Origin of the sequence: Paenibacillus sp. FSL R5-0701, from assembly GCF_037973995.1 — a bacterium.
Lineage (GTDB): Bacteria > Bacillota > Bacilli > Paenibacillales > Paenibacillaceae > Paenibacillus.
Genome location: NZ_CP150230.1, coordinates 5,297,603 through 5,315,318, shown reverse-complemented (window position 1 = coordinate 5,315,318; position 17,716 = coordinate 5,297,603). Strand labels below are relative to the sequence as shown.

24 protein-coding genes are annotated in these 17,716 nt (G+C 42.1%); 22 read left to right on the top strand and 2 right to left on the bottom strand.

Annotated elements, in window-relative coordinates; all coding sequences use genetic code 11:
* The first annotated feature begins 127 nt into the window (after positions 1 to 127).
* The 8 genes from MKZ13_RS23500 to MKZ13_RS23465 all read left to right on the top strand — a co-directional run bounded on the left by MKZ13_RS23500 (position 128) and on the right by MKZ13_RS23465 (position 5,092).
* The gene (locus MKZ13_RS23500) at positions 128 to 538 is read left to right on the top strand and encodes a GNAT family N-acetyltransferase (RefSeq protein WP_339178660.1); all 411 of its coding nucleotides are present in this window, start codon (positions 128 to 130) and stop codon (positions 536 to 538) included.
* 28 nt (positions 539 to 566) lie between these two features.
* Positions 567 to 995 carry a GNAT family N-acetyltransferase gene (locus tag MKZ13_RS23495; protein WP_339178658.1) on the top strand — a complete coding sequence of 143 codons (429 nt, stop codon included), beginning with the start codon at positions 567 to 569 and terminating at the stop codon, positions 993 to 995.
* A 41-nt stretch (positions 996 to 1,036) separates the two neighbouring features.
* Positions 1,037 to 1,774: a DUF1361 domain-containing protein gene (locus tag MKZ13_RS23490; protein WP_339178656.1), complete on the top strand. Its 738-nt coding sequence runs from the start codon at positions 1,037 to 1,039 to the stop codon at positions 1,772 to 1,774.
* A 421-nt stretch (positions 1,775 to 2,195) separates the two neighbouring features.
* Positions 2,196 to 3,140, top strand: coding sequence for a GNAT family N-acetyltransferase (locus MKZ13_RS23485; protein WP_339178654.1), 945 nt, complete (start codon positions 2,196 to 2,198; stop codon positions 3,138 to 3,140).
* Positions 3,137 to 3,877 (top strand): metallophosphoesterase family protein, encoded by a 741-nt coding sequence (locus MKZ13_RS23480; protein WP_339178651.1) that lies wholly within the window; start codon positions 3,137 to 3,139, stop codon positions 3,875 to 3,877. Before MKZ13_RS23485 ends, MKZ13_RS23480 begins: the two co-directional genes overlap by 4 nt.
* A 34-nt stretch (positions 3,878 to 3,911) precedes the next feature.
* The gene (locus MKZ13_RS23475) at positions 3,912 to 4,061 is read left to right on the top strand and encodes a hypothetical protein (RefSeq protein ID WP_165790026.1); all 150 of its coding nucleotides are present in this window, start codon (positions 3,912 to 3,914) and stop codon (positions 4,059 to 4,061) included.
* Positions 4,062 to 4,078: 17 nt separating this feature from the next.
* Entirely contained in the window at positions 4,079 to 4,537 is a 459-nt protein-coding gene (locus MKZ13_RS23470; protein ID WP_339178649.1) for an NUDIX pyrophosphatase, read from the top strand.
* 27 nt (positions 4,538 to 4,564) lie between these two features.
* Positions 4,565 to 5,092: a DinB family protein gene (locus tag MKZ13_RS23465; protein ID WP_339178647.1), complete on the top strand. Its 528-nt coding sequence runs from the start codon at positions 4,565 to 4,567 to the stop codon at positions 5,090 to 5,092.
* A gap of 66 nt (positions 5,093 to 5,158) precedes the next feature.
* On the opposite strand, the gene MKZ13_RS23460 is transcribed toward MKZ13_RS23465, so the two are convergent.
* Complete coding sequence (locus tag MKZ13_RS23460) at positions 5,159 to 6,064, bottom strand: ArsR family transcriptional regulator (protein ID WP_339178645.1); 906 nt, start codon at positions 6,062 to 6,064, stop codon at positions 5,159 to 5,161.
* A 180-nt stretch (positions 6,065 to 6,244) separates the two neighbouring features.
* Here MKZ13_RS23460 and MKZ13_RS23455 point away from each other — a divergent pair, with 180 nt between their 5' ends.
* The 14 genes from MKZ13_RS23455 to MKZ13_RS23390 all read left to right on the top strand — a co-directional run bounded on the left by MKZ13_RS23455 (position 6,245) and on the right by MKZ13_RS23390 (position 16,084).
* Entirely contained in the window at positions 6,245 to 7,738 is a 1,494-nt protein-coding gene (locus MKZ13_RS23455; protein ID WP_339178643.1) for a glycoside hydrolase family 43 protein, read from the top strand.
* A 98-nt stretch (positions 7,739 to 7,836) separates the two neighbouring features.
* Complete coding sequence (locus tag MKZ13_RS23450; protein WP_091020301.1) at positions 7,837 to 8,409, top strand: hypothetical protein; 573 nt, start codon at positions 7,837 to 7,839, stop codon at positions 8,407 to 8,409.
* 99 nt (positions 8,410 to 8,508) lie between these two features.
* The gene (locus MKZ13_RS23445; protein WP_339178640.1) at positions 8,509 to 9,054 is read left to right on the top strand and encodes a GrpB family protein; all 546 of its coding nucleotides are present in this window, start codon (positions 8,509 to 8,511) and stop codon (positions 9,052 to 9,054) included.
* A 41-nt stretch (positions 9,055 to 9,095) separates the two neighbouring features.
* Positions 9,096 to 9,518, top strand: a complete 423-nt coding sequence (locus MKZ13_RS23440; RefSeq protein WP_339178638.1) for a hypothetical protein — start codon at positions 9,096 to 9,098, stop codon at positions 9,516 to 9,518.
* 30 nt (positions 9,519 to 9,548) lie between these two features.
* A complete protein-coding gene (locus MKZ13_RS23435) occupies positions 9,549 to 10,070 on the top strand; it encodes a cysteine hydrolase family protein (RefSeq protein ID WP_339178635.1) in 522 nt (173 codons plus the stop codon).
* Between the two features lie 47 nt (positions 10,071 to 10,117).
* Entirely contained in the window at positions 10,118 to 10,552 is a 435-nt protein-coding gene (locus MKZ13_RS23430; RefSeq protein ID WP_339178631.1) for a hypothetical protein, read from the top strand.
* Between the two features lie 12 nt (positions 10,553 to 10,564).
* Positions 10,565 to 10,843 (top strand): hypothetical protein, encoded by a 279-nt coding sequence (locus tag MKZ13_RS23425; RefSeq protein ID WP_339178628.1) that lies wholly within the window; start codon positions 10,565 to 10,567, stop codon positions 10,841 to 10,843.
* A 209-nt stretch (positions 10,844 to 11,052) separates the two neighbouring features.
* Positions 11,053 to 11,589 carry a GNAT family N-acetyltransferase gene (locus MKZ13_RS23420; protein ID WP_339178627.1) on the top strand — a complete coding sequence of 179 codons (537 nt, stop codon included), beginning with the start codon at positions 11,053 to 11,055 and terminating at the stop codon, positions 11,587 to 11,589.
* Positions 11,590 to 11,619: 30 nt separating this feature from the next.
* The gene (locus MKZ13_RS23415; RefSeq protein WP_339178625.1) at positions 11,620 to 12,099 is read left to right on the top strand and encodes a DinB family protein; all 480 of its coding nucleotides are present in this window, start codon (positions 11,620 to 11,622) and stop codon (positions 12,097 to 12,099) included.
* Positions 12,100 to 12,137: 38 nt separating this feature from the next.
* On the top strand, positions 12,138 to 13,016 hold the full coding sequence (locus MKZ13_RS23410) for an aminoglycoside phosphotransferase family protein (protein WP_339178623.1): 879 nt from the start codon (positions 12,138 to 12,140) through the stop codon (positions 13,014 to 13,016).
* A 127-nt stretch (positions 13,017 to 13,143) separates the two neighbouring features.
* Positions 13,144 to 13,491, top strand: coding sequence for a hypothetical protein (locus MKZ13_RS23405; protein WP_339178621.1), 348 nt, complete (start codon positions 13,144 to 13,146; stop codon positions 13,489 to 13,491).
* Between the two features lie 239 nt (positions 13,492 to 13,730).
* Positions 13,731 to 14,732: an endo-1,4-beta-xylanase gene (locus MKZ13_RS23400; RefSeq protein WP_221824637.1), complete on the top strand. Its 1,002-nt coding sequence runs from the start codon at positions 13,731 to 13,733 to the stop codon at positions 14,730 to 14,732.
* A gap of 198 nt (positions 14,733 to 14,930) precedes the next feature.
* Positions 14,931 to 15,101, top strand: a complete 171-nt coding sequence (locus MKZ13_RS23395) for a hypothetical protein (protein WP_339178617.1) — start codon at positions 14,931 to 14,933, stop codon at positions 15,099 to 15,101.
* Between the two features lie 164 nt (positions 15,102 to 15,265).
* Positions 15,266 to 16,084, top strand: coding sequence for a purine-nucleoside phosphorylase (locus MKZ13_RS23390; RefSeq protein ID WP_339178615.1), 819 nt, complete (start codon positions 15,266 to 15,268; stop codon positions 16,082 to 16,084).
* A 120-nt stretch (positions 16,085 to 16,204) separates the two neighbouring features.
* Here MKZ13_RS23390 and MKZ13_RS23385 read toward each other — a convergent pair whose 3' ends face one another.
* Complete coding sequence (locus tag MKZ13_RS23385) at positions 16,205 to 17,281, bottom strand: LacI family DNA-binding transcriptional regulator (protein ID WP_339178613.1); 1,077 nt, start codon at positions 17,279 to 17,281, stop codon at positions 16,205 to 16,207.
* Positions 17,282 to 17,716 lie beyond the last annotated feature (435 nt).

The window sequence follows — 17,716 nt, the reverse complement described above, 5'->3', positions numbered from 1 at the left end:
GAAAATAGAGCGGCTGGAGCCATGGGAAACCGTGGCTTTTTTGTGTGGGAGAAAAAGAGGAAGGAACTGTTCGCATATACCACATTTTGGGTTATGATGGACGTAGTTAATGAAGGGGGCAGTTCCAATGAAGATTGAATATGCAACGGAAGCCGACTACGACTATATCATTGAAAGAGATCGGCATATCCATCAGCCACTTGTGAAAATGAAGATTAGTGAGAAAGAAGTATTCATCCTATGGGACGAGGACGAGGGATCAAGAGTTGGATGGATGAGGTACGGGTACTTTTGGGACAACCTTCCCTTCATGAATATGATCTGGATTGATGAACCCTATCGAAACGGCGGATATGGCAAAAAAGTGGTGCATCACTGGGAAAGTTTAATGAAGAAACAAGGCTTCGATACGGTGATGACTTCAACGCAATCAGACGAACATGCCCAACATTTCTATCGAAAGCTGGGGTATGTTGATGCAGGGGCTCTGTTGCTGGATACACAACCTTTGGAGATTATATTGATCAAGAAAATCTAGTGGATAGACCTCAAGGAGGGGGAGTTTGATGATAAGAGAAGCGGAAGCTAGAGATGCAGCAGTTATTGAAAGGTTGTATAAAGAATTACTGCCGAACAACTTAAACACGAAGGTGCTTGCAGAGCGTATTGAAGAAGTTCGTAATAATCCAGACAGTTTCTTGTTCGTTTATGAAATGGGTGATCAGGTGATCGGCACGGCTCATTTACATATTTGTCTGGATGCTTTGGTGGAAAATAGACCATTCGGCGTAGTTGAGCGGGTTATCATTACAGAACATGTGCAGAGCAAGGGATACGGATCAGAATTGATGAAACATATAGAGCATGTATGTGTGCAGAAAAATTGTGTGAAGGTGTTTCTAACCAGCGGATCATCCAGAAACGAAGCACATCACTTTTATACAAAATTGGGGTACAACGGAGAATCCAGCAAGGCATTTAAAAAGTATTTATAACTTATAACATTCATCAACGAAAAGGAAGTAGAAGCAAAGAAATGAAAGATAACAAACATCCGGTTCAAGACCTCCGACTCATCGTTACTTTGCTCGTGGCTACTCTTTGTTGTCTAGGTGTTGTGATGTATTTACGTGCCCAATCAGATACGAATATGTATCGATTTTTAAGTTGGGATATGTTCCTGGCATGGGTACCATTCATCATCTCATCCTGCATTAGATACATATTTAATAAGAAATTAACCACAACGAGCATGATATGTATGGGGCTGATGTGTGGAGTATGGCTCTTTTTTCTGCCCAATGCGGCCTACCTTTTTACGGAGATTCTGCATTCATTCAGATATTTTGATGCTCAAGGGGAAGTTAGATTTTGGGTTAATATTGATTTTTGGTATGGACTCACCCTGACGTTTGCCGTAGCGATCATCGGATTGCTGCTCTCGACTTGTTCGATCATTCAGATCCACGAAATGTTAAACAAATTAATAAATAAGTACATTAGTATGATGGTTGTCGGTGTTATTTTGCTATTGAGCAGTATAGGCGTATACATTGGTAGATTTAATCGGTGGAATTCGTGGGATGTATTATCCCGGCCTGGGAAGATTTTCGTGGATCTTGTGAATGATTTTAATGCAGCGAACAGCATGATGGTTGAGTTTGTTGTCATTGTATTTACGGTTCAACTTTTTGGATACGTTATTATATCCTTGCTAACCGCAAGGTCTGGCAGTTCATCTTCATTGGAAAGGGCAAAGGATCTGAAATTATGAAGGCGATAACGCAGGAAATTACGGAAGAATTGTTGGCTGTGATGGATATGTACCAAAAAAATCGCGCGGCAATTGATCGACCAACTGATACTGGAAACCGATCAGCCTGATCGGGCGGAAATCCTCGCAGGTGCGTACCATCTGCTGACCAATGCGGATGTAATCCACGGAGAAGAAGAATTAACGGGAAATTGGTATTTTGATGTTCACGGCGAGCACTGTATGTTCAAGAATACAGAAACAGGGCAGACATTAGAGGTTTTCCTTGGTAGTCTTCGTATTTCGAGAATCCGTTTAAGGACATGTTGGATTTCTTCGAACGTATGGAAGCACAGCAGGTGTTAATTCATGTTCACGGGGTGGCGTATAGAAAAATGATTTGATTGTTTTTCATTTAATTAGAATTAAGGAGGAATGACGTATGGGGTTAACTGAGTGGTCTACAGATATTCTTCAATATGATCTGTCGGATGAATATTCGATTCGCAAAGCTGATTTTGCCGAATGGGGATTATATTGCACGGTTTATTATGATATGCGTTATGTCGGATTTTTCAGAGAAGAAGAGTTCAGTTCTTCCAAGATCAGTGCGTACTGGATTTACAAAGGTGAAAGCAAAATAGGTGGCGTGAGAATGGAGCCTAACCGGATGTATCATTTATTTTTTGTCCCGCCATTCCAGCAGTGCTTTGAGGTATTGAAGCTTCTGAAGCATAAATTATTACAGTGGTCGGATCGCACCAAACGTATTCTGACCTTTGAGATTCTTCCAGACCAAGTTGATCTATATGCAAGAGCTGGATTCTGGCCAGTGGAGTTCAGATGTCGCTGGATGCAGCGGCCGACAGATCATTTTGAAATCGAATGGGACAGCAGGGTAACCGTGATTAGTCCAGAGATTATTGAAAGTGAAACCGGAAATAGAAAATATGCGAATGAAGATGAGATTGCTCAATGTGACCTGGAGAGTTTTGCAGGAAGTCTTGAAGCTACACGAAGAAAACATACCACGTACGCAGATTTTATTCCAAATGATGACCCTAATTATACGAATGAGATTCTAACTCAGGCATCTACACTTTTATACGATAAGGAAACGGGGCAGCTTATTGCCAACTGTCGTCTTTGTCTGCAGGATAATCAGGCTGCCGTATACAGCATAGGGGTTCGGCCGGCCTATAGAGGAAGAGGGCTTGCTACACTGATGTTACAGAGAGCATTAAATGAACTTAAGGGTAAGTATCCCGTTCTACGATTGTATGTGATGCAAGGAAATGATGCGGAGTCCGTGTATCTGAATCTGGGCTTTATTCCCGGCGTACAGGAGATTCAGACGATGTATATTCCTGAGGAGGAATCACAATGAAGGTTGCCATTTTAACCGATATTCATGGGAATGTTCCTGCGCTTCAAGCGGTATTGGCTGATATTGATTCCAGAGAAGACATTGAGCATACGTTTTGTTTGGGGGATATGATCGGTATTGGCCCTTACTCCAATGAAGTGATCGAGATGTTGTACAGCCGCGAAAATATGATAGCGATTTCGGGAAATCACGAAGAGGCCGTATTGAGTTTGCTTCAAAATAAGGGTCCATTAGAAGGGCACAAAGGCATGACCGAGCATCACGAATGGATTGGTCGGCATTTGAGTGCAGAATCGATCAAGAAAATTCAAGCTCTACCGAAATTCGTTGAAAAAGAGGTAGAAGGACATCGGTTCCTTTTAACTCACTATCATATGAACAACGACAAGTTGGATGTCATCGATAAAGAACCATCCGGAACCAAATTGGATGCAAGATATCAGGGGACGGCCCTTGATTTGGTTTGTTTTGGTCATTATCATATTCTTCATTATTATAAGACAGATCAAAGAGTATATCTGAATCCGGGAGCTTTAGGCTGTAACGACCTTGCCATTGCCAGATATGGGATCGTGGATCTCCAAGAGGGCAAAGTGGATGTGAAATTCATTGGCGTTCCATATGACAACAGGGAGTATCTGAAATCGTATGAACGGTTGAACGTTCCAGATCGGGCTTTTATTTTGAAGGCATTCCATGGCAATCAGTTGGAGAGAGAGGATAGTAAACGTTCGTAGCAATGTGCTGCTACTTTGGAAAGGAGAGATATACATGGGAATGATCATTATGTTGGTGGTGTATCTGTTCCTCGGTATTTATGTTGTGAAAGTTGGAATAGATAACTCAAAAAATAGCCAGCACACCAAAGAAATATTATCAGAGTTAAGGGAGATTAAGGACCTGTTAAAAGAACGAGGGTAAAGAGGAGGGATGTACTTGTGTCTCGAGCACCATTTCAAATATTAGTTTTTCCTTATACCAGGTTGAAAGATTCAAATGACTATGCATACGCTATCTTTCGAAGATCAAGAGAAGGTTACTGGCAGGGCATAGCTGGGGGAGGGGAAGATGAAGAAAAACCATTAGAAGCAGCTATGAGAGAAGCATTTGAAGAGGCGGGTATCCCTTTAAATAGTAAATACAGGAGTCTTAATTCAAGATCGACTCACTCCGTGGTAGATGTGGTTGGTTATTTTATGTGGGGACCTGATACATTTGTTATTCCTGAGTATTGCTTTGGAGTAGAACTGGATGAAATGGATCTGTCTTTATCCAATGAGCACTCAGAATATAAATGGGTGGCTTATGAAGAAGCTCGTGAAATACTTAAATGGGATAGTAATAGAGTAGCAATCTGGGAATTAAATCAAAGACTGAACAGAGAGTCAGCGAAATAGACATGTATTCAAGCGAGGAGGGATGCTATGATTTACGATTTACAAGGTGAAGCAAATATGGAACCTATTGTTGGAATGTTATTTTCGGCAGTAAGAGAGAATAGTGAGCGACTTAAATCGATTACTGAGGGGATGTCGCAAGAAGAGGTAGATTACAAAGGGGAACAGAACCAGTTTAATAGTACAGCTCAATTAATACGACATATTACGTTTGTTGATATGAATTGGGTTTATAGAATAAAGGGAGTTGCCCTTCCGCAGCCATTAATAGAGGAATATGGTCCCATGATTGATGAAAATAATAGACTTCCGCTGGTTCAAGGTGTGTCACGTGACATACTTATCTCTCAATATGAGGGTATATTAACCCTTCTGAAAAAAACCTGCACACAAGTAGCAGATGCTGACCTAAATCGAGTAGTTACTTTTGGACATCAGAACGAAAAGCAAGCTACGGTACGTTGGGGATTATGGCATATGGCTGACCATAACCGTTATCATCAAGCTCATATGAATCAGCTAAGAAAGTGGTTCCAGACACAAAATGATTGCTAACACATAGACAGGTTATTTTTCTAATGCCAGATCTGATGATATCACCACCTCCCCTCAGTGGTTACTTCAGATCTGAAGTACACGAATAACAATATCCTGATCATGGTTACCAAAACCGGCACCATAGATCGTTAATCCCCCTACGTTGGGGCTTTCCTCGTCAACTGTGAAGCGAAGCGTCCAGAACGGTTCGCTAAGCTTAATATCCGCGAGAGTAACGTCTGACATCCGCTCACCATCCATATACGTACCGGAGGCATCAATGCGGATGGTCTTCAATAATCCATACTGATTCACATTGCGATGCCACCATTCCGGCGTATATTTGCCGCGTGCTGCTCTGCCAAAGTCGGCAGGGCTTGTCCACGTTCCAAGTGAAATGCCATTGAAGGTGAAACGAATATCCGAAGGCCAATGATCTCGCAATCCCGGAGCTTCAGACGCCAGTTCCATCGAAATTTCAATAGCATCAGTTGTCTGATCCGGTAGTACAAAGTTAGGTGTTTTATATTCAACATAGCCCTTCCCAAACCACAAGATAGCGGCGTGAACACGTTCAGGATCAAGGAAGTAACGTGGATCGTCCCATACGCCGATTTCTTTCTCAAGTGTTCCTAGCCCACAGGTAGGGTGAATATCAAAAGCAGTGTAGTGTCCCACGGCTATCGTCTGTTCTCTGGTTCGTGAAGTTTGGCTTGGGGATGGCAGCTCGATCTCAATCTGATTTTGCTTGAGGTAACATAATTTGTGCGTCCCTCCGTTTATCCGAACTCGTCTGCTCCCAATTAGACCCGCATCCTCCAGTTTGCGAATATGCATCGTGACAATGGAGGGGCTAAGCTCTAGGGCTGCCGCAATATCCTTCACATTCATTTCGCGATCTGCAATCATATCCATGATTCTCCATCTGACTTCGCTTGCCAGCGCCTCATATAAAGGAAGGAACTGGGGCTCCCCATTTGCTTTGATCATCTCTACAACTCCCTACCCTCAATCTTCTAAAATCACATATATATTAATTTAATGAAATTAACTCCAAGATGCAATCCAGATTCATTGCAAGTTAATGCCCGATGGTGTTTAATTTTTGTAGTTGTTACCAAGTTGAATTCTTATATATGTGAATTTTATAATAAGAGATGGAGTGGAGTAATGAAATACAATAACCCTGTTGTGAAAGGTTTTTATCCAGACCCTAGTGTGATTAAGGTGTACGATACCTACTATATGGTGTGTAGTTCTTTTCAATATTTTCCGGGCGTACCGCTCTTTGAAAGCAAGGATTTGCTGAATTGGAAGCAGATTGGTCACTGCCTGACTCGTAAAAGCCAAATTCAGCTCGAGACGGTGAATAGCTCCGGGGGTGTATTTGCCCCAACCATCAGGCACAATAACGGGCGTTTTTATATGGTCACAACGAATGATACGACGCATCAGAATTTCTATGTCTGGACGGACGATATCTACGGAGAATGGTCTGAGCCTATTTATGTGGATCAAGGCGGGATTGATCCCGATTTGTATTTTGAAGATGGAAAAACCTTGTTTATGAGTAACGGGGTGGATGATGAAGGCATTGGCGGAATTGTTCAGTGTGAGCTTGAAATTGAAACTGGCCGCAAACTGACCCCGAGTCGTTCGATATGGAACGGAACAGGTGGACGATATCTGGAAAGTCCGCATCTCTATAAAATGAACGGTTATTATTACCTGCTTGCAGCCGAAGGCGGCACCGAGTATGGTCACATGGTAACGTATGCCCGGGGAACTTCGTCTTCAGGACCGTTCGAGGCCTATGCGAAAAATCCAGTTCTAACCAACCGTAATCTGGGCGGATATGAGCTCCAGGGAGTAGGGCATGGTGATGTGGTTCAGGATGATCGGGGGAACTGGTGGCTCTTTCACCTGGGATTCCGACAGATTGGCAGATGGGCTACGTACCATCATCTGGGCCGAGAAGTATTTCTGACTCCAATTACGTTTGGTGAAGACGGATGGTTTACAGCCGGGCATGAAGGCACAACACTGACGAGTTTTGAGACCAATCGTATCCCGGATACGGTGATCCAGCAGGATAAGAAGAATTATACGTTTGAAAATACAGACTGGAACCTCGACTGGTGTTACCTTCGTCATCCAAATACAGAGCATTACCAGCTCGAATCAGACAAGCTTACGCTAACAGGAACCGATGTAACGCTGGACGTTCCGGCATCCCCGACGTTCATCGGGCTACGTCAAAAAGACTTTAATGCAACAATTTCAGTTGATATTAGTCTGACAATTGGAGAAGCCGGGATCACGATCTACATGGATGAGAATCATCATTATGAAGTGGCTATTCGTGGGCAGCAGAACGGTTATAAGGTGGTCGAGCGTCTAAATATCGGTGATATCAAATCGATAGAACATGAAGTGGATCTGGGAAATAAACAGTATGCAACGCTGGTGATCCGATCAAGCCAAGAACGCTACAGTTTCCTGTTTCAAGCAGCAGATGGTGAAGAGGTTCTGCTGGGCACGGCACAGACGAGATACCTATCCTCGGAGGTGGCAGGAGGTTTTACGGGCGTACTTATTGGGTTATACGCGAGCGGGCAAGATACTTCAGCTGAGTTTACAAATTTCAAGTGTGATTATCATTAAGAAGTTAAGGGGAGGGCCTAAGGGTCCTTCTCTTTTTTTTAATTTGTGTCAAAATATAGATATATTAATCAATGCCAATAGAAGAGAGGTATGCAAACGTGGAAGTACATTATAAAATGCCGGAATCATTAGAAGGCATCGTTCGAATAGATAAGGAATTACGTAAACAACATGATGCGACCCTTCATGATTATGTGGGGTTTTATATTAGTTTTAACAATGATGATGATCGATACTATTGTACGCCAGATGATGCCATTATATTTGGAAGAACAGGGGCAGATGGTGACCATTTTGCTTTTTTCACGTTTAACAGATCCATTAGTGATTTGGAAGAAGCTCCGGTTATCTTTATCCAACCTACGGCGTTTGGTAATCAAGTAACTTTAGTTGCCAGAAACTTTAAGGATTTTGTAGCATTATTTATTAATCTTAAGGAAGTATATGTTTTGGAGAGATTTCGATTTTATAAGAACAAATTAGATTTTATGAATGACTATAACGATAACTATTTGAAAGATATAAAGATGCGAGAGAGTGAAAATCAATTAATTATTGAACTGTTAAAAGAGAAAATTAAAGGGATAACAGAAATTGATGATGTGTACGAATACATGATTGAATCCAAAAAACAAATAGAACTAGGGATAAACAATGATGATTTTGCATGATATCAATATGGCATCACTAAATAATCTACATGTAACAAAAGGTTAAAAGAACGTGTTATTTAATTATAAAGCTTGATTGGATAACCAAGGAGGAGTTGTATGGAGGATCAATGGAGAATTGCAAAGTATGATCCGGCATGGCGTAATTTGTTTCTCGAAACGGGTTCGAAATTAAGAGAAGCGTTAGGAGAAAAGGCCGTGCGGATTGATCATGTTGGGTCCACTTCAATTGTGGGAATAGACGCCAAACCCATCATAGATATACAACTATCTGTTTCGCAGTATGAAAATTTGTTGGACTACAAACGTGAGATCGAAACCGTCGGATTTGTATTCAGAGCAGAAAATCCAGATAAGACTAAACGTTACTTTCGGGAAGTGCCCGGAAGCAGAAGGATACATATACACGTTAGACAGGCAGGTAGTTTCTCCGAGCAGATGACCTTGCTGTTCAGAGACTATTTAAGGGAGCATCCAGAAGATTGTTTGAACTATGCAGAAGAAAAGCACAGACTTATGTCACTGTATAAAGATCAGCGTCCCAAATATGTTGAAGGAAAAGGACCAATGGTGTGGAGCATATTACAGAGAGCGCATCGTTGGTCTCAAGATATCGGATGGCAACCGGCAAAATCTGACGCATGAGCACATCCAATGAATAGAGATAACTGTATTGGAGTGATGAGATGAACATGGGAAGAAAGCTGATGACAACCGTTCTAACCATCATTTGTTTTACTTTGGCTGCAAGTCTCATATCGATGAATGAATCCTACAGTTTTGATTTTTATATTCTTATTTATCTGGTATACGCGACTCCCTTGATCCTGTTGATCGGGCTACCTTTATCGATATTGCTGGACTACCTGCTCAGCCGAATACAATTCTCTAATCATGTGTTGTATCTAAGTACGAGGATATTAGGCTATGCATGTGCTGGAGTTTTAGGCATGTACATCTATTATCTGGTCATGGGCGCAGGAGAAGCAATCTTGGATTTCAAAGAGACGTTAGTTCTGACCTTATTTGGCGTTCTTGCCGCTATCCTATTTGTACTGATTGATATGGGATTGGAAGTTTTGTTAAAGGTACGAAGAAAAAAGAGTTGAATTAAATTGATTTGTCAGGAGGAAAGCAAAATGACAACGCATTGTGCACTTCTCATCATTGACGTACAGGTAGCGATGTTTGATGAAGCAGATCCCGTATATCAGGGGGAACGATTGCTTCAGAAGATCCAGGTGTTAATTGCCAGGGCCCGTGAAGCAGGGCATTCCATCATATATATCCAGCACTGCGAAGGGGCAGGCAGTCCACTGGAACGAGGAACTCCGGGATGGGTCATTCATCCGTCCATTACACCTAGTGCTGGTGACCTCGTGATCGAAAAAGAGAAACCGGATTCATTTCACGAAACCAATCTGCATCTGAAATTGCAAGAAAACGGCGTGACGGAGTTGATACTCGCGGGAATGCAGACCGAGGTATGTGTAGACACGACTTGCCGCAGAGCCTACAGTCTGGGATACACGGTCAATCTGGTTCAAGATGCGCACAGCACATGGAATTCAAAGACGCTTCAAGCAGAGCAGATTATTGCACATCACAATACGGTACTGAGACTGTTTGCCAACGTGGTGGATACGGAGAATGCGCTGTAATGCTAGGAATACGTAGGCGATTCTGGTTTTTCATAGGTGCGGCAATTATGTTTCTGTATTTTCTAATCACGAGTAATCCAGATCCAAATAAGCCGATTTCGAGAAATCAAGTGATAAGCACAGAGATGAGCATAGTTGTGTACACCAGGACAGGCGACGGTGGAGCACACGTTAGCATTGACAATGTTACGTTAAGTAAAGAAGACATTAGCCGTATAGTCGGCTGGCTGAATGCAGCCCCGGAATCAGCCAAAATACCAGTAGATGATGTCACAGGAAGCATGAGTGCAGGAATTGCTTTAAAATTAAAACATAACGCTGAAGTTACAATTCAATACAATCGGAAACAGATTATAGTATCCACAAAAAGCAGATTTAATAGAGATACGAAATATAAACTTGATCAAAAGGACTTAAGAGACTTTATGGATCAAAAGTTGGAAGGGACGTATTTTGGTGAAGATACCGTTAGTGTTGAATAAGGAGGAGAGGTATTGACGATTAACAAAAGAATAATGAATCTATCAGCCTGGCTTGCTGTATTAGCCATCCTATGTATTCCTGGAACTTTACATACTGAAGATGGACCGCTCCGAACAGAGTATGGTTTCCCGATCCGATTCTTTACGGATTATCATTATGCTAATTCTGAGGGAACAATCTGGTTTATATCTGGCATCTATTTAAATGTACTTCTATATTTGTTCAATGTCCTGTTTATTTATGCAGGAATTCATGTAATCTTGTATATAAAAAAGAAATTAACTAAATAAATTGAACTGAATATTTACACAAAACGGAGAGGACAGAAAGGACCTGAAGAAGCGGAGTGTTCGCCTTTATCCCCGGATTTTAACTTTATAAAAGGAATCAAAAAAATCTGGGGATAACAGCGATCGGAAGGTTGTTCTGTCATCGGAGTGGTAAGTGTAAATATTCAATAGTGCAACTTTATATAGAATATAAAGATGGAGTGATTACGATGAAACAACTTCCAGTAGAATGGAAGTCAGACCGACTTATTGTCTCGAATGTGGAAGAATCTGATATTCCTGAACTTGAGTCCATATATGAGACCAGTCGGTACTTGCATCAATGGGATGGACAAGAGCATGATCGGAACTATGTGAAAGAATGTTTTGAAGAAGGCCACCTTCCGCCAGGAGGCAGGCTGGAGAATTATCGAATTCAATCCATTCGCACGAATGAGGATGACCGCTATATTGGTTTGTTAAGTGTGTACCATGGGTATCCCTCCGAGGATTCGATCTATCTCGAATTTTTATATATCCATAGCGAGATCCAGAAGCAGGGATATGGACAAGAATTAATTCAGGCGTTGACGCGTCAATTTTCCAAACTTGGTTACAAGGAAATTCGAATCAACGTAGCGCTCAAAAATTGGCATGCTTTACGTTTTTGGATCAAATCCGGATTCAATCAGGTCAGCGGAATTTATGGTGATCTTGAACATTCTGATGAAACCTTTGCCAATACAGAATTGATCAAAGCTCTCTGAAAAACATAGCCGATAAAGGGGAATATACCAATGGAAACATTCTTTCGTTATAACTGGATGGTACGTGAGCAATGGTATGCGTGGTGTGAAGATGTATCGCTTGAAGAATTGCTTCGGCCTCGCACAGGCGGAGTAGGCAACATATTAGAAACATTATTTCATATCATTGATGTAGAGTGGAGCTGGCTTCAGTTGCTTCAGGGCAAACCGGATGATGCAGAAGATTTTGCAAACTACCAGAATCTTGAGGCAGTAAGGCAACTCGATCGCAAGTTACGTCCTGATGTGGAGGCATTTGTTACAGCCTGGGATTCGAGTATGGAAAAAAGAGCTTATATCGATCATCGCTCAGCTGGCAAGGCCAGTACAGATTCATGGGGAGAAGTTATGCGACATGTGATTGCCCATGAGATTCACCATATGGGACAGTTATCCGTATGGGCGAGAGAATTGGGCAAGCAGCCGGTATCCGCTAATGTCATTGGCAAAGGCCTGATTATATCTGACTAACCAGGAGAGGCGTTCATAACACGGAAGAAGGGGAAACGATGACAATTCAACTTAGCCAGATGAATTGGATAGAACTGGATGAACATATCCAGCAGGTGATTGAACAGGAGTATCAGATCATTTCCTTGCCACCTGGACTGGAAGCCAGTGTGATGAGAATTGAAACGGAAGATCAGCGGTACGTATTGAAAGTCTGGGACAAGGATTCCAAACCGGATATCGCCAGACAATATCGATTATTGTCCAAGCTTTATCAAAGTGGAATTCGTGTTTCCAAACCCTACGGTTGGGGATTAGACGAGCAAGAGAATCAAGTGCTGTTAACGAGCTATGATGGAAAGCCCGTTACCCAATTAACACAAACCAAACTGACACATTTGGCTGAGCGATTAATGGAGGTCCATCGTTATCCGGTGAATGAAGTGGGTACTGGTGAAGATGAAGAATACATATTCAGGTACGATTTTGTTCAATACTTTTTTCCTCAAATTGAATTACATGACGATATAAATGATCTTCTGGCAAACTTGATTCAGCAGGTCCAGATCAGACAGGACCGCTTGATTCATGGCGATTATAATCTGGGAAACATTCTTGAGATGGACGACCATTACACCATCATCGATTGGACTAATGGGCAATATGGTGATCCAAGGTACGATATGGCATGGTCTGTGTTTCTGATCAACATCTATAATGGAGAAAGTTACGGCGAGATGTATCACGCTCAATTTGCACGTTCTGCCAGTTATACGTACACGCTGGAAGAGGAACAGATTTTTGGAGCAATAGCTTGCCTGCGCTGGATTCTGTTAAGGCGTGTTGGGGATGTACCCATGGGGCCAGATGTAATGGAAAGGGTTCACAGTATGGCTGTCCATAATCCATATTTAAATGAACACCTGCTGCAATCGTAATACGGGGATACACAATGAGATAGTATACGATTAAGTAATAGAAAGACCACTTTTTTTAATTAAAATAAACAGCCAGTCCTAAACTAGCGATCCTCGCATACCTATGATAGTAGGGAGCGTGATCGATATGGAGCAGAAAGTACAAACTTACTTTGACCTGAAGCAGCAGCAAAAAGATATTGAGCAGCAGCTGTCTGTACTACGAGATGAGATTGTCGCGTATTGTGTAGAACAAGGGGTGTATGAGACGCAGGTTGGTGGTTACACCGTGAAAACAGTGCTTCAGAACCGGAAGGAATACGATGATCAGAAGCTGTATGCTTCTCTTCCAGACCCGGACATCTGGCGATTGTTATCCAAGGTAGACAGCCATAAGCTGAAAAGCCTCATCAAGCTGAACATTCTGTCCGAGGAGCAAATTAACCCGGCATGCACAGTGAAACAGGTGACCTTGTTACAGGTGGACAAGCTGTAACGCTTCATACCCTCTTTGGTACATGAGTTGAATTTAACTGAAAATCCGATCACAAAACACCTTCCGAGAAATGTTCTGTTGCGATGAGCAGTGGAACATACGTGGAGGTGTTTTTGTTGTGCGAACAGGGCCGAGGATCATAAATAGTTAAATATGAGGGGGAAGAAGTATAATTTGTTCATTGTAAGCGTATTCAACAAACGATATGATGGATAAAAAATGGCAGGGAGGAATTGTAAATGCCAACCGAAATTCCATCACTACATGCTGCTTATGCCAATACGTTCAAAATAGGTGCTGCTGTACATACCAGAATGTTGCAGTCCGAAGGGGATTTCATCGCCAAACATTTCAATAGCATCACGGCTGAAAATCAGATGAAATTTGAAGAAATTCACCCGGAAGAGGATCGTTATAATTTTGAGGCGGCGGATAAAATTGTTGATTTTGCTGTTGCCCAAGGGATTGCGGTTCGCGGACATACCTTGGTCTGGCATAATCAAACATCGAAATGGGTCTTTGAGGATAACTCAGGTGCTTCTGCTTCCAGAGAGCTATTATTATCTCGCTTGAAGCAACATATTGATACGGTAGTAGGTCGGTATAAGGGGCAAATATATGCGTGGGATGTCGTCAATGAAGCTGTTGAAGATAAGACCGACCTGTTCATGCGGGATACGAAGTGGTTAGAGCTGGTGGGGGAAGATTATCTGCTGCAAGCGTTCAGTATGGCTCATGAAGCTGATCCAAATGCGCTTCTTTTCTATAATGACTACAATGAGACAGATCCGGTCAAACGGGAGAAGATCTACAATCTGGTTCGGTCTTTGCTTGACAAGGGAGCGCCTGTACACGGGATTGGGTTGCAGGGGCATTGGAATATTCATGGTCCTTCGATTGAGGAGATCCGAATGGCTATTGAGCGTTATGCTTCACTGGATGTACAGTTGCATGTTACGGAGCTGGATATGTCGGTGTTTCGTTATGAGGATCGTCGAACGGACCTCACCGCGCCAACTTCGGAGATGGCTGAGCTACAGGAGCGTCGATATGAAGAAATCTTTAATTTGTTCCGTGAGTATAAATCATCCATTACCTCTGTGACATTCTGGGGAGTAGCGGACAATTATACCTGGTTAGACCATTTCCCGGTACGCGGACGCAAAAACTGGCCCTTTGTTTTTGATCAGCAGTTGCAGCCTAAGGAATCATTTTGGCGTATCATTAACCCTATGTCCTGAACATCAGGGAAGTGGAGAGAATCGGTCACGATGTGGCCGGTTTTTTGCTGTACTCCATATAGATTGTACAGTAGGGCTATCTCGTGCATGATTAAGGCGTTGATTTGTATGGATGATAAAAATATGGATTTAAATGGAAGTTTATGATAGGGTTGAAGAAATAGTGAACCAAATTCTTTCCTGAAATGAGATGAGAAGATGGATTACATCCGAAACTATTTAATTACTTTTGCCGGAAATTTTACATTTAGTTATTATATTTTTGAAGAAGGTACTTTTGCCAAACCGCTGATGTTTGCTACATTGATGCTGTTGCTGATCATGACAATTGATTACATGAAAAGTAGAAACAAATATACATTGGAATAGGGTATGTCCATGTTTTTAAACGATCCTGGAGCATAGGGTCGTTTTTTAATTGGATATAGAACAGCTTCCATTTACATCAAGACCATTGTTCATTACACTTGATGAGTAACACCTCATTAACTCAGTTTTCGTTACTCAATTCAGATCATCAGGAGGATATCATTATGCATCAATCCGCACATATTCAGGAAGCAAGAGATTACATATTAAACCGAATCCATACCAAACCTGCCGTAGGCATGATCCTGGGTTCCGGACTGGGAGCGCTCGCGGACGAGATTGAAAATGCGACCGTTATTCCGTATACAGATATTCCGTATTTCGCCCAATCGGAGGCTATTGGTCATGCCAATGAATTGGTTATTGGTGAACTGATGGGCAAAACGGTTGTAGCGATGAAAGGCCGCCTTCATTATTATGAAGGTTTTACACTAGACGAAGTGACTTTCCCCGTTCGGATCATGAAGGCGCTGGGTGTCGAGCAATTGCTTATCACCAATGCCTGCGGAGCCATCAACACAAGCTTTGAGCCGGGTCAACTGATGCTCATTACAGATCATATTAACCTGGTAGGCAATAACCCGTTGATGGGACCGAATAACGCCGAACTGGGTGTTCGTTTCCCAGACGTATCACAGGTATACAATCGCGAACTGCGCAGCATTGCCCTTAAGGTTGCAGAAGAGCAGAATGTTGGCCTGCAACAAGGTGTCTATGCATGGTGGAGTGGCCCGGCATATGAGACACCAGCGGAGATTCGCATGATTCGTACGATGGGTGCGGATGCAGTGGGGATGTCGACGGTACCTGAAGCCATTGTTGCCATTCATGGCGGTATGAAGGTACTAGGCATTTCCTGTCTGACCAATATGGCCTGTGGTATTCTGAATCAGCCGTTAAGTCATGATGAAGTTATTGAAGTGGCTGCGCAAGTGAAAACAACCTTTATCGGACTTGTAAAAGGCATCTTGAAAGAGATCTAATCGCGAGATGATTTTTTTTCTAGGCCGCGATGGATAGGATGGAATTCTCATCCAACCCAATCAAAACCACCAAAAAACGTATGCTTCACGAGCTGTTACTCGTGAGACATACGTTTTTTTTTATTTTGCAGAACTATGAACCATCTGAGAATGATCGGCCATGATTGCTGGTGTGGACTCCCTGATGATGGGTTTGGTCACAATGTGGGAGACCTGATACGGCTGTGTCGGGCTATTAATCCGGGATAACAGCATCTCCGCAGCCTTAATGCCCATCTCATTGCTATAAATATGAACCGTCGTTAATGCTGGCTCAATAATTCGAGATTGGGGTGCATTATCGAATCCGCATATCACAATATCCTGTGGCACAGCGACATTTCTATCTTTTAACGCCCTGATCAGATCAACTGCTATAAAGTCATTAGCGCATACGTAAGCAGAAGGTAGGGATGCCAGCTCGGCCACTCGGTGGTTCAACCATCCTGGCTTGGAGAAACACAGGCGATCATTGTCCAGGATGCAATGGGACGGGTCGACCTGCAACCCCGCCTCCAGCATAGCACGGTGATATCCAACCCATCGTTCATTAAAGCTCTTGCAGTGATTGTAATCTCCAACGAATCCAATACTTGTGTAGCCGCTCTCAATTAATTTTGTGGTTAACTGGTAGATGCTATGTTCATTCTCCATGAGTAGCAAATCTGCTTGGAATTCGGGATAACATATGTTGGAAGCGCAATCGATAAAGATGGTGGGGATGCCCAGATCGGTAATCAGCTGTGTATATTCCAGATCAAATAATTCAATGCAAATAATGCCGTCTACTTTGGCTATATCAAAATTGTTGGGAAGTGTAAGTGTATCTTGATCGTCTTCACGCACGATATGAATCGAGAGATTGTATCCCTCCGCACTGATTCTTTTCTCCAGACCGCTGATTAACAACGAACCAAAGTGAGATGTATTAGGCAGGTTTTCAGTTAACAGGGCGATATTTCCCGGAGCCTTGCTTAGAACATGCTCATTGTCCATATAGGCAAACTGTTTATATTTAAGTTCAATTGCTTTTTTAATTACACGATTTCGGGTCTCATCCGGGATGTTTCCGCTATCATTTAATGCTTTGGAAGCTGTATTCCTGGAGATCCCCAAAGCATCAGCGATGTCTTGTATCGTGACTTTTTCCTTTGCCATCTAATGCTTCACCTCTAATCATCAATAGTCATCCATATTCTTCTCTAAGTCAAATGTATAATAGAACGGGACAAATAGCAATCTCTGTTTTACAAATGCACAATTACATTTACATTTAGATAGGTGAATTCTATTTTCATAATTGTTCCAGAAGTTTCGTTAACTAGTGTAACAATGATGATCTATTACAGTAATGATATAGAAATATCTAGGCTGGTATTAACGATCCAGTGCTGTATACATGCAAATTCAATCCTCTTTAGTTACATTAATGCAAAGATGAAATGATCAAATGCACAAATATTTTTTTACAAAACGTATTGACTAAATCCGTTGAAACCTGATAAATTGTAAATTATTAAATAGGCAATTGTAAATATTGAAAGCCCTTACTGAAAACAATTGTCAACTTCTAGAATGAACGGAGGTATCGTG

Coding starts and splice junctions, on each gene's coding strand:
- MKZ13_RS23500 (WP_339178660.1), top strand. CDS start 128: ATGAAGATTGAATATGCAACGGAAGCCGACTACGACTATATCATTGAA.
- MKZ13_RS23495 (WP_339178658.1), top strand. CDS start 567: ATGATAAGAGAAGCGGAAGCTAGAGATGCAGCAGTTATTGAAAGGTTG.
- MKZ13_RS23490 (WP_339178656.1), top strand. CDS start 1,037: ATGAAAGATAACAAACATCCGGTTCAAGACCTCCGACTCATCGTTACT.
- MKZ13_RS23485 (WP_339178654.1), top strand. CDS start 2,196: ATGGGGTTAACTGAGTGGTCTACAGATATTCTTCAATATGATCTGTCG.
- MKZ13_RS23480 (WP_339178651.1), top strand. CDS start 3,137: ATGAAGGTTGCCATTTTAACCGATATTCATGGGAATGTTCCTGCGCTT.
- MKZ13_RS23475 (WP_165790026.1), top strand. CDS start 3,912: ATGGGAATGATCATTATGTTGGTGGTGTATCTGTTCCTCGGTATTTAT.
- MKZ13_RS23465 (WP_339178647.1), top strand. CDS start 4,565: ATGATTTACGATTTACAAGGTGAAGCAAATATGGAACCTATTGTTGGA.
- MKZ13_RS23460 (WP_339178645.1), bottom strand. CDS start 6,064: ATGATCAAAGCAAATGGGGAGCCCCAGTTCCTTCCTTTATATGAGGCG.
- MKZ13_RS23455 (WP_339178643.1), top strand. CDS start 6,245: ATGAAATACAATAACCCTGTTGTGAAAGGTTTTTATCCAGACCCTAGT.
- MKZ13_RS23445 (WP_339178640.1), top strand. CDS start 8,509: ATGGAGGATCAATGGAGAATTGCAAAGTATGATCCGGCATGGCGTAAT.
- MKZ13_RS23440 (WP_339178638.1), top strand. CDS start 9,096: ATGAACATGGGAAGAAAGCTGATGACAACCGTTCTAACCATCATTTGT.
- MKZ13_RS23435 (WP_339178635.1), top strand. CDS start 9,549: ATGACAACGCATTGTGCACTTCTCATCATTGACGTACAGGTAGCGATG.
- MKZ13_RS23430 (WP_339178631.1), top strand. CDS start 10,118: ATGTTTCTGTATTTTCTAATCACGAGTAATCCAGATCCAAATAAGCCG.
- MKZ13_RS23420 (WP_339178627.1), top strand. CDS start 11,053: ATGAAACAACTTCCAGTAGAATGGAAGTCAGACCGACTTATTGTCTCG.
- MKZ13_RS23415 (WP_339178625.1), top strand. CDS start 11,620: ATGGAAACATTCTTTCGTTATAACTGGATGGTACGTGAGCAATGGTAT.
- MKZ13_RS23410 (WP_339178623.1), top strand. CDS start 12,138: ATGACAATTCAACTTAGCCAGATGAATTGGATAGAACTGGATGAACAT.
- MKZ13_RS23405 (WP_339178621.1), top strand. CDS start 13,144: ATGGAGCAGAAAGTACAAACTTACTTTGACCTGAAGCAGCAGCAAAAA.
- MKZ13_RS23400 (WP_221824637.1), top strand. CDS start 13,731: ATGCCAACCGAAATTCCATCACTACATGCTGCTTATGCCAATACGTTC.
- MKZ13_RS23395 (WP_339178617.1), top strand. CDS start 14,931: ATGGATTACATCCGAAACTATTTAATTACTTTTGCCGGAAATTTTACA.
- MKZ13_RS23390 (WP_339178615.1), top strand. CDS start 15,266: ATGCATCAATCCGCACATATTCAGGAAGCAAGAGATTACATATTAAAC.
- MKZ13_RS23385 (WP_339178613.1), bottom strand. CDS start 17,281: ATGGCAAAGGAAAAAGTCACGATACAAGACATCGCTGATGCTTTGGGG.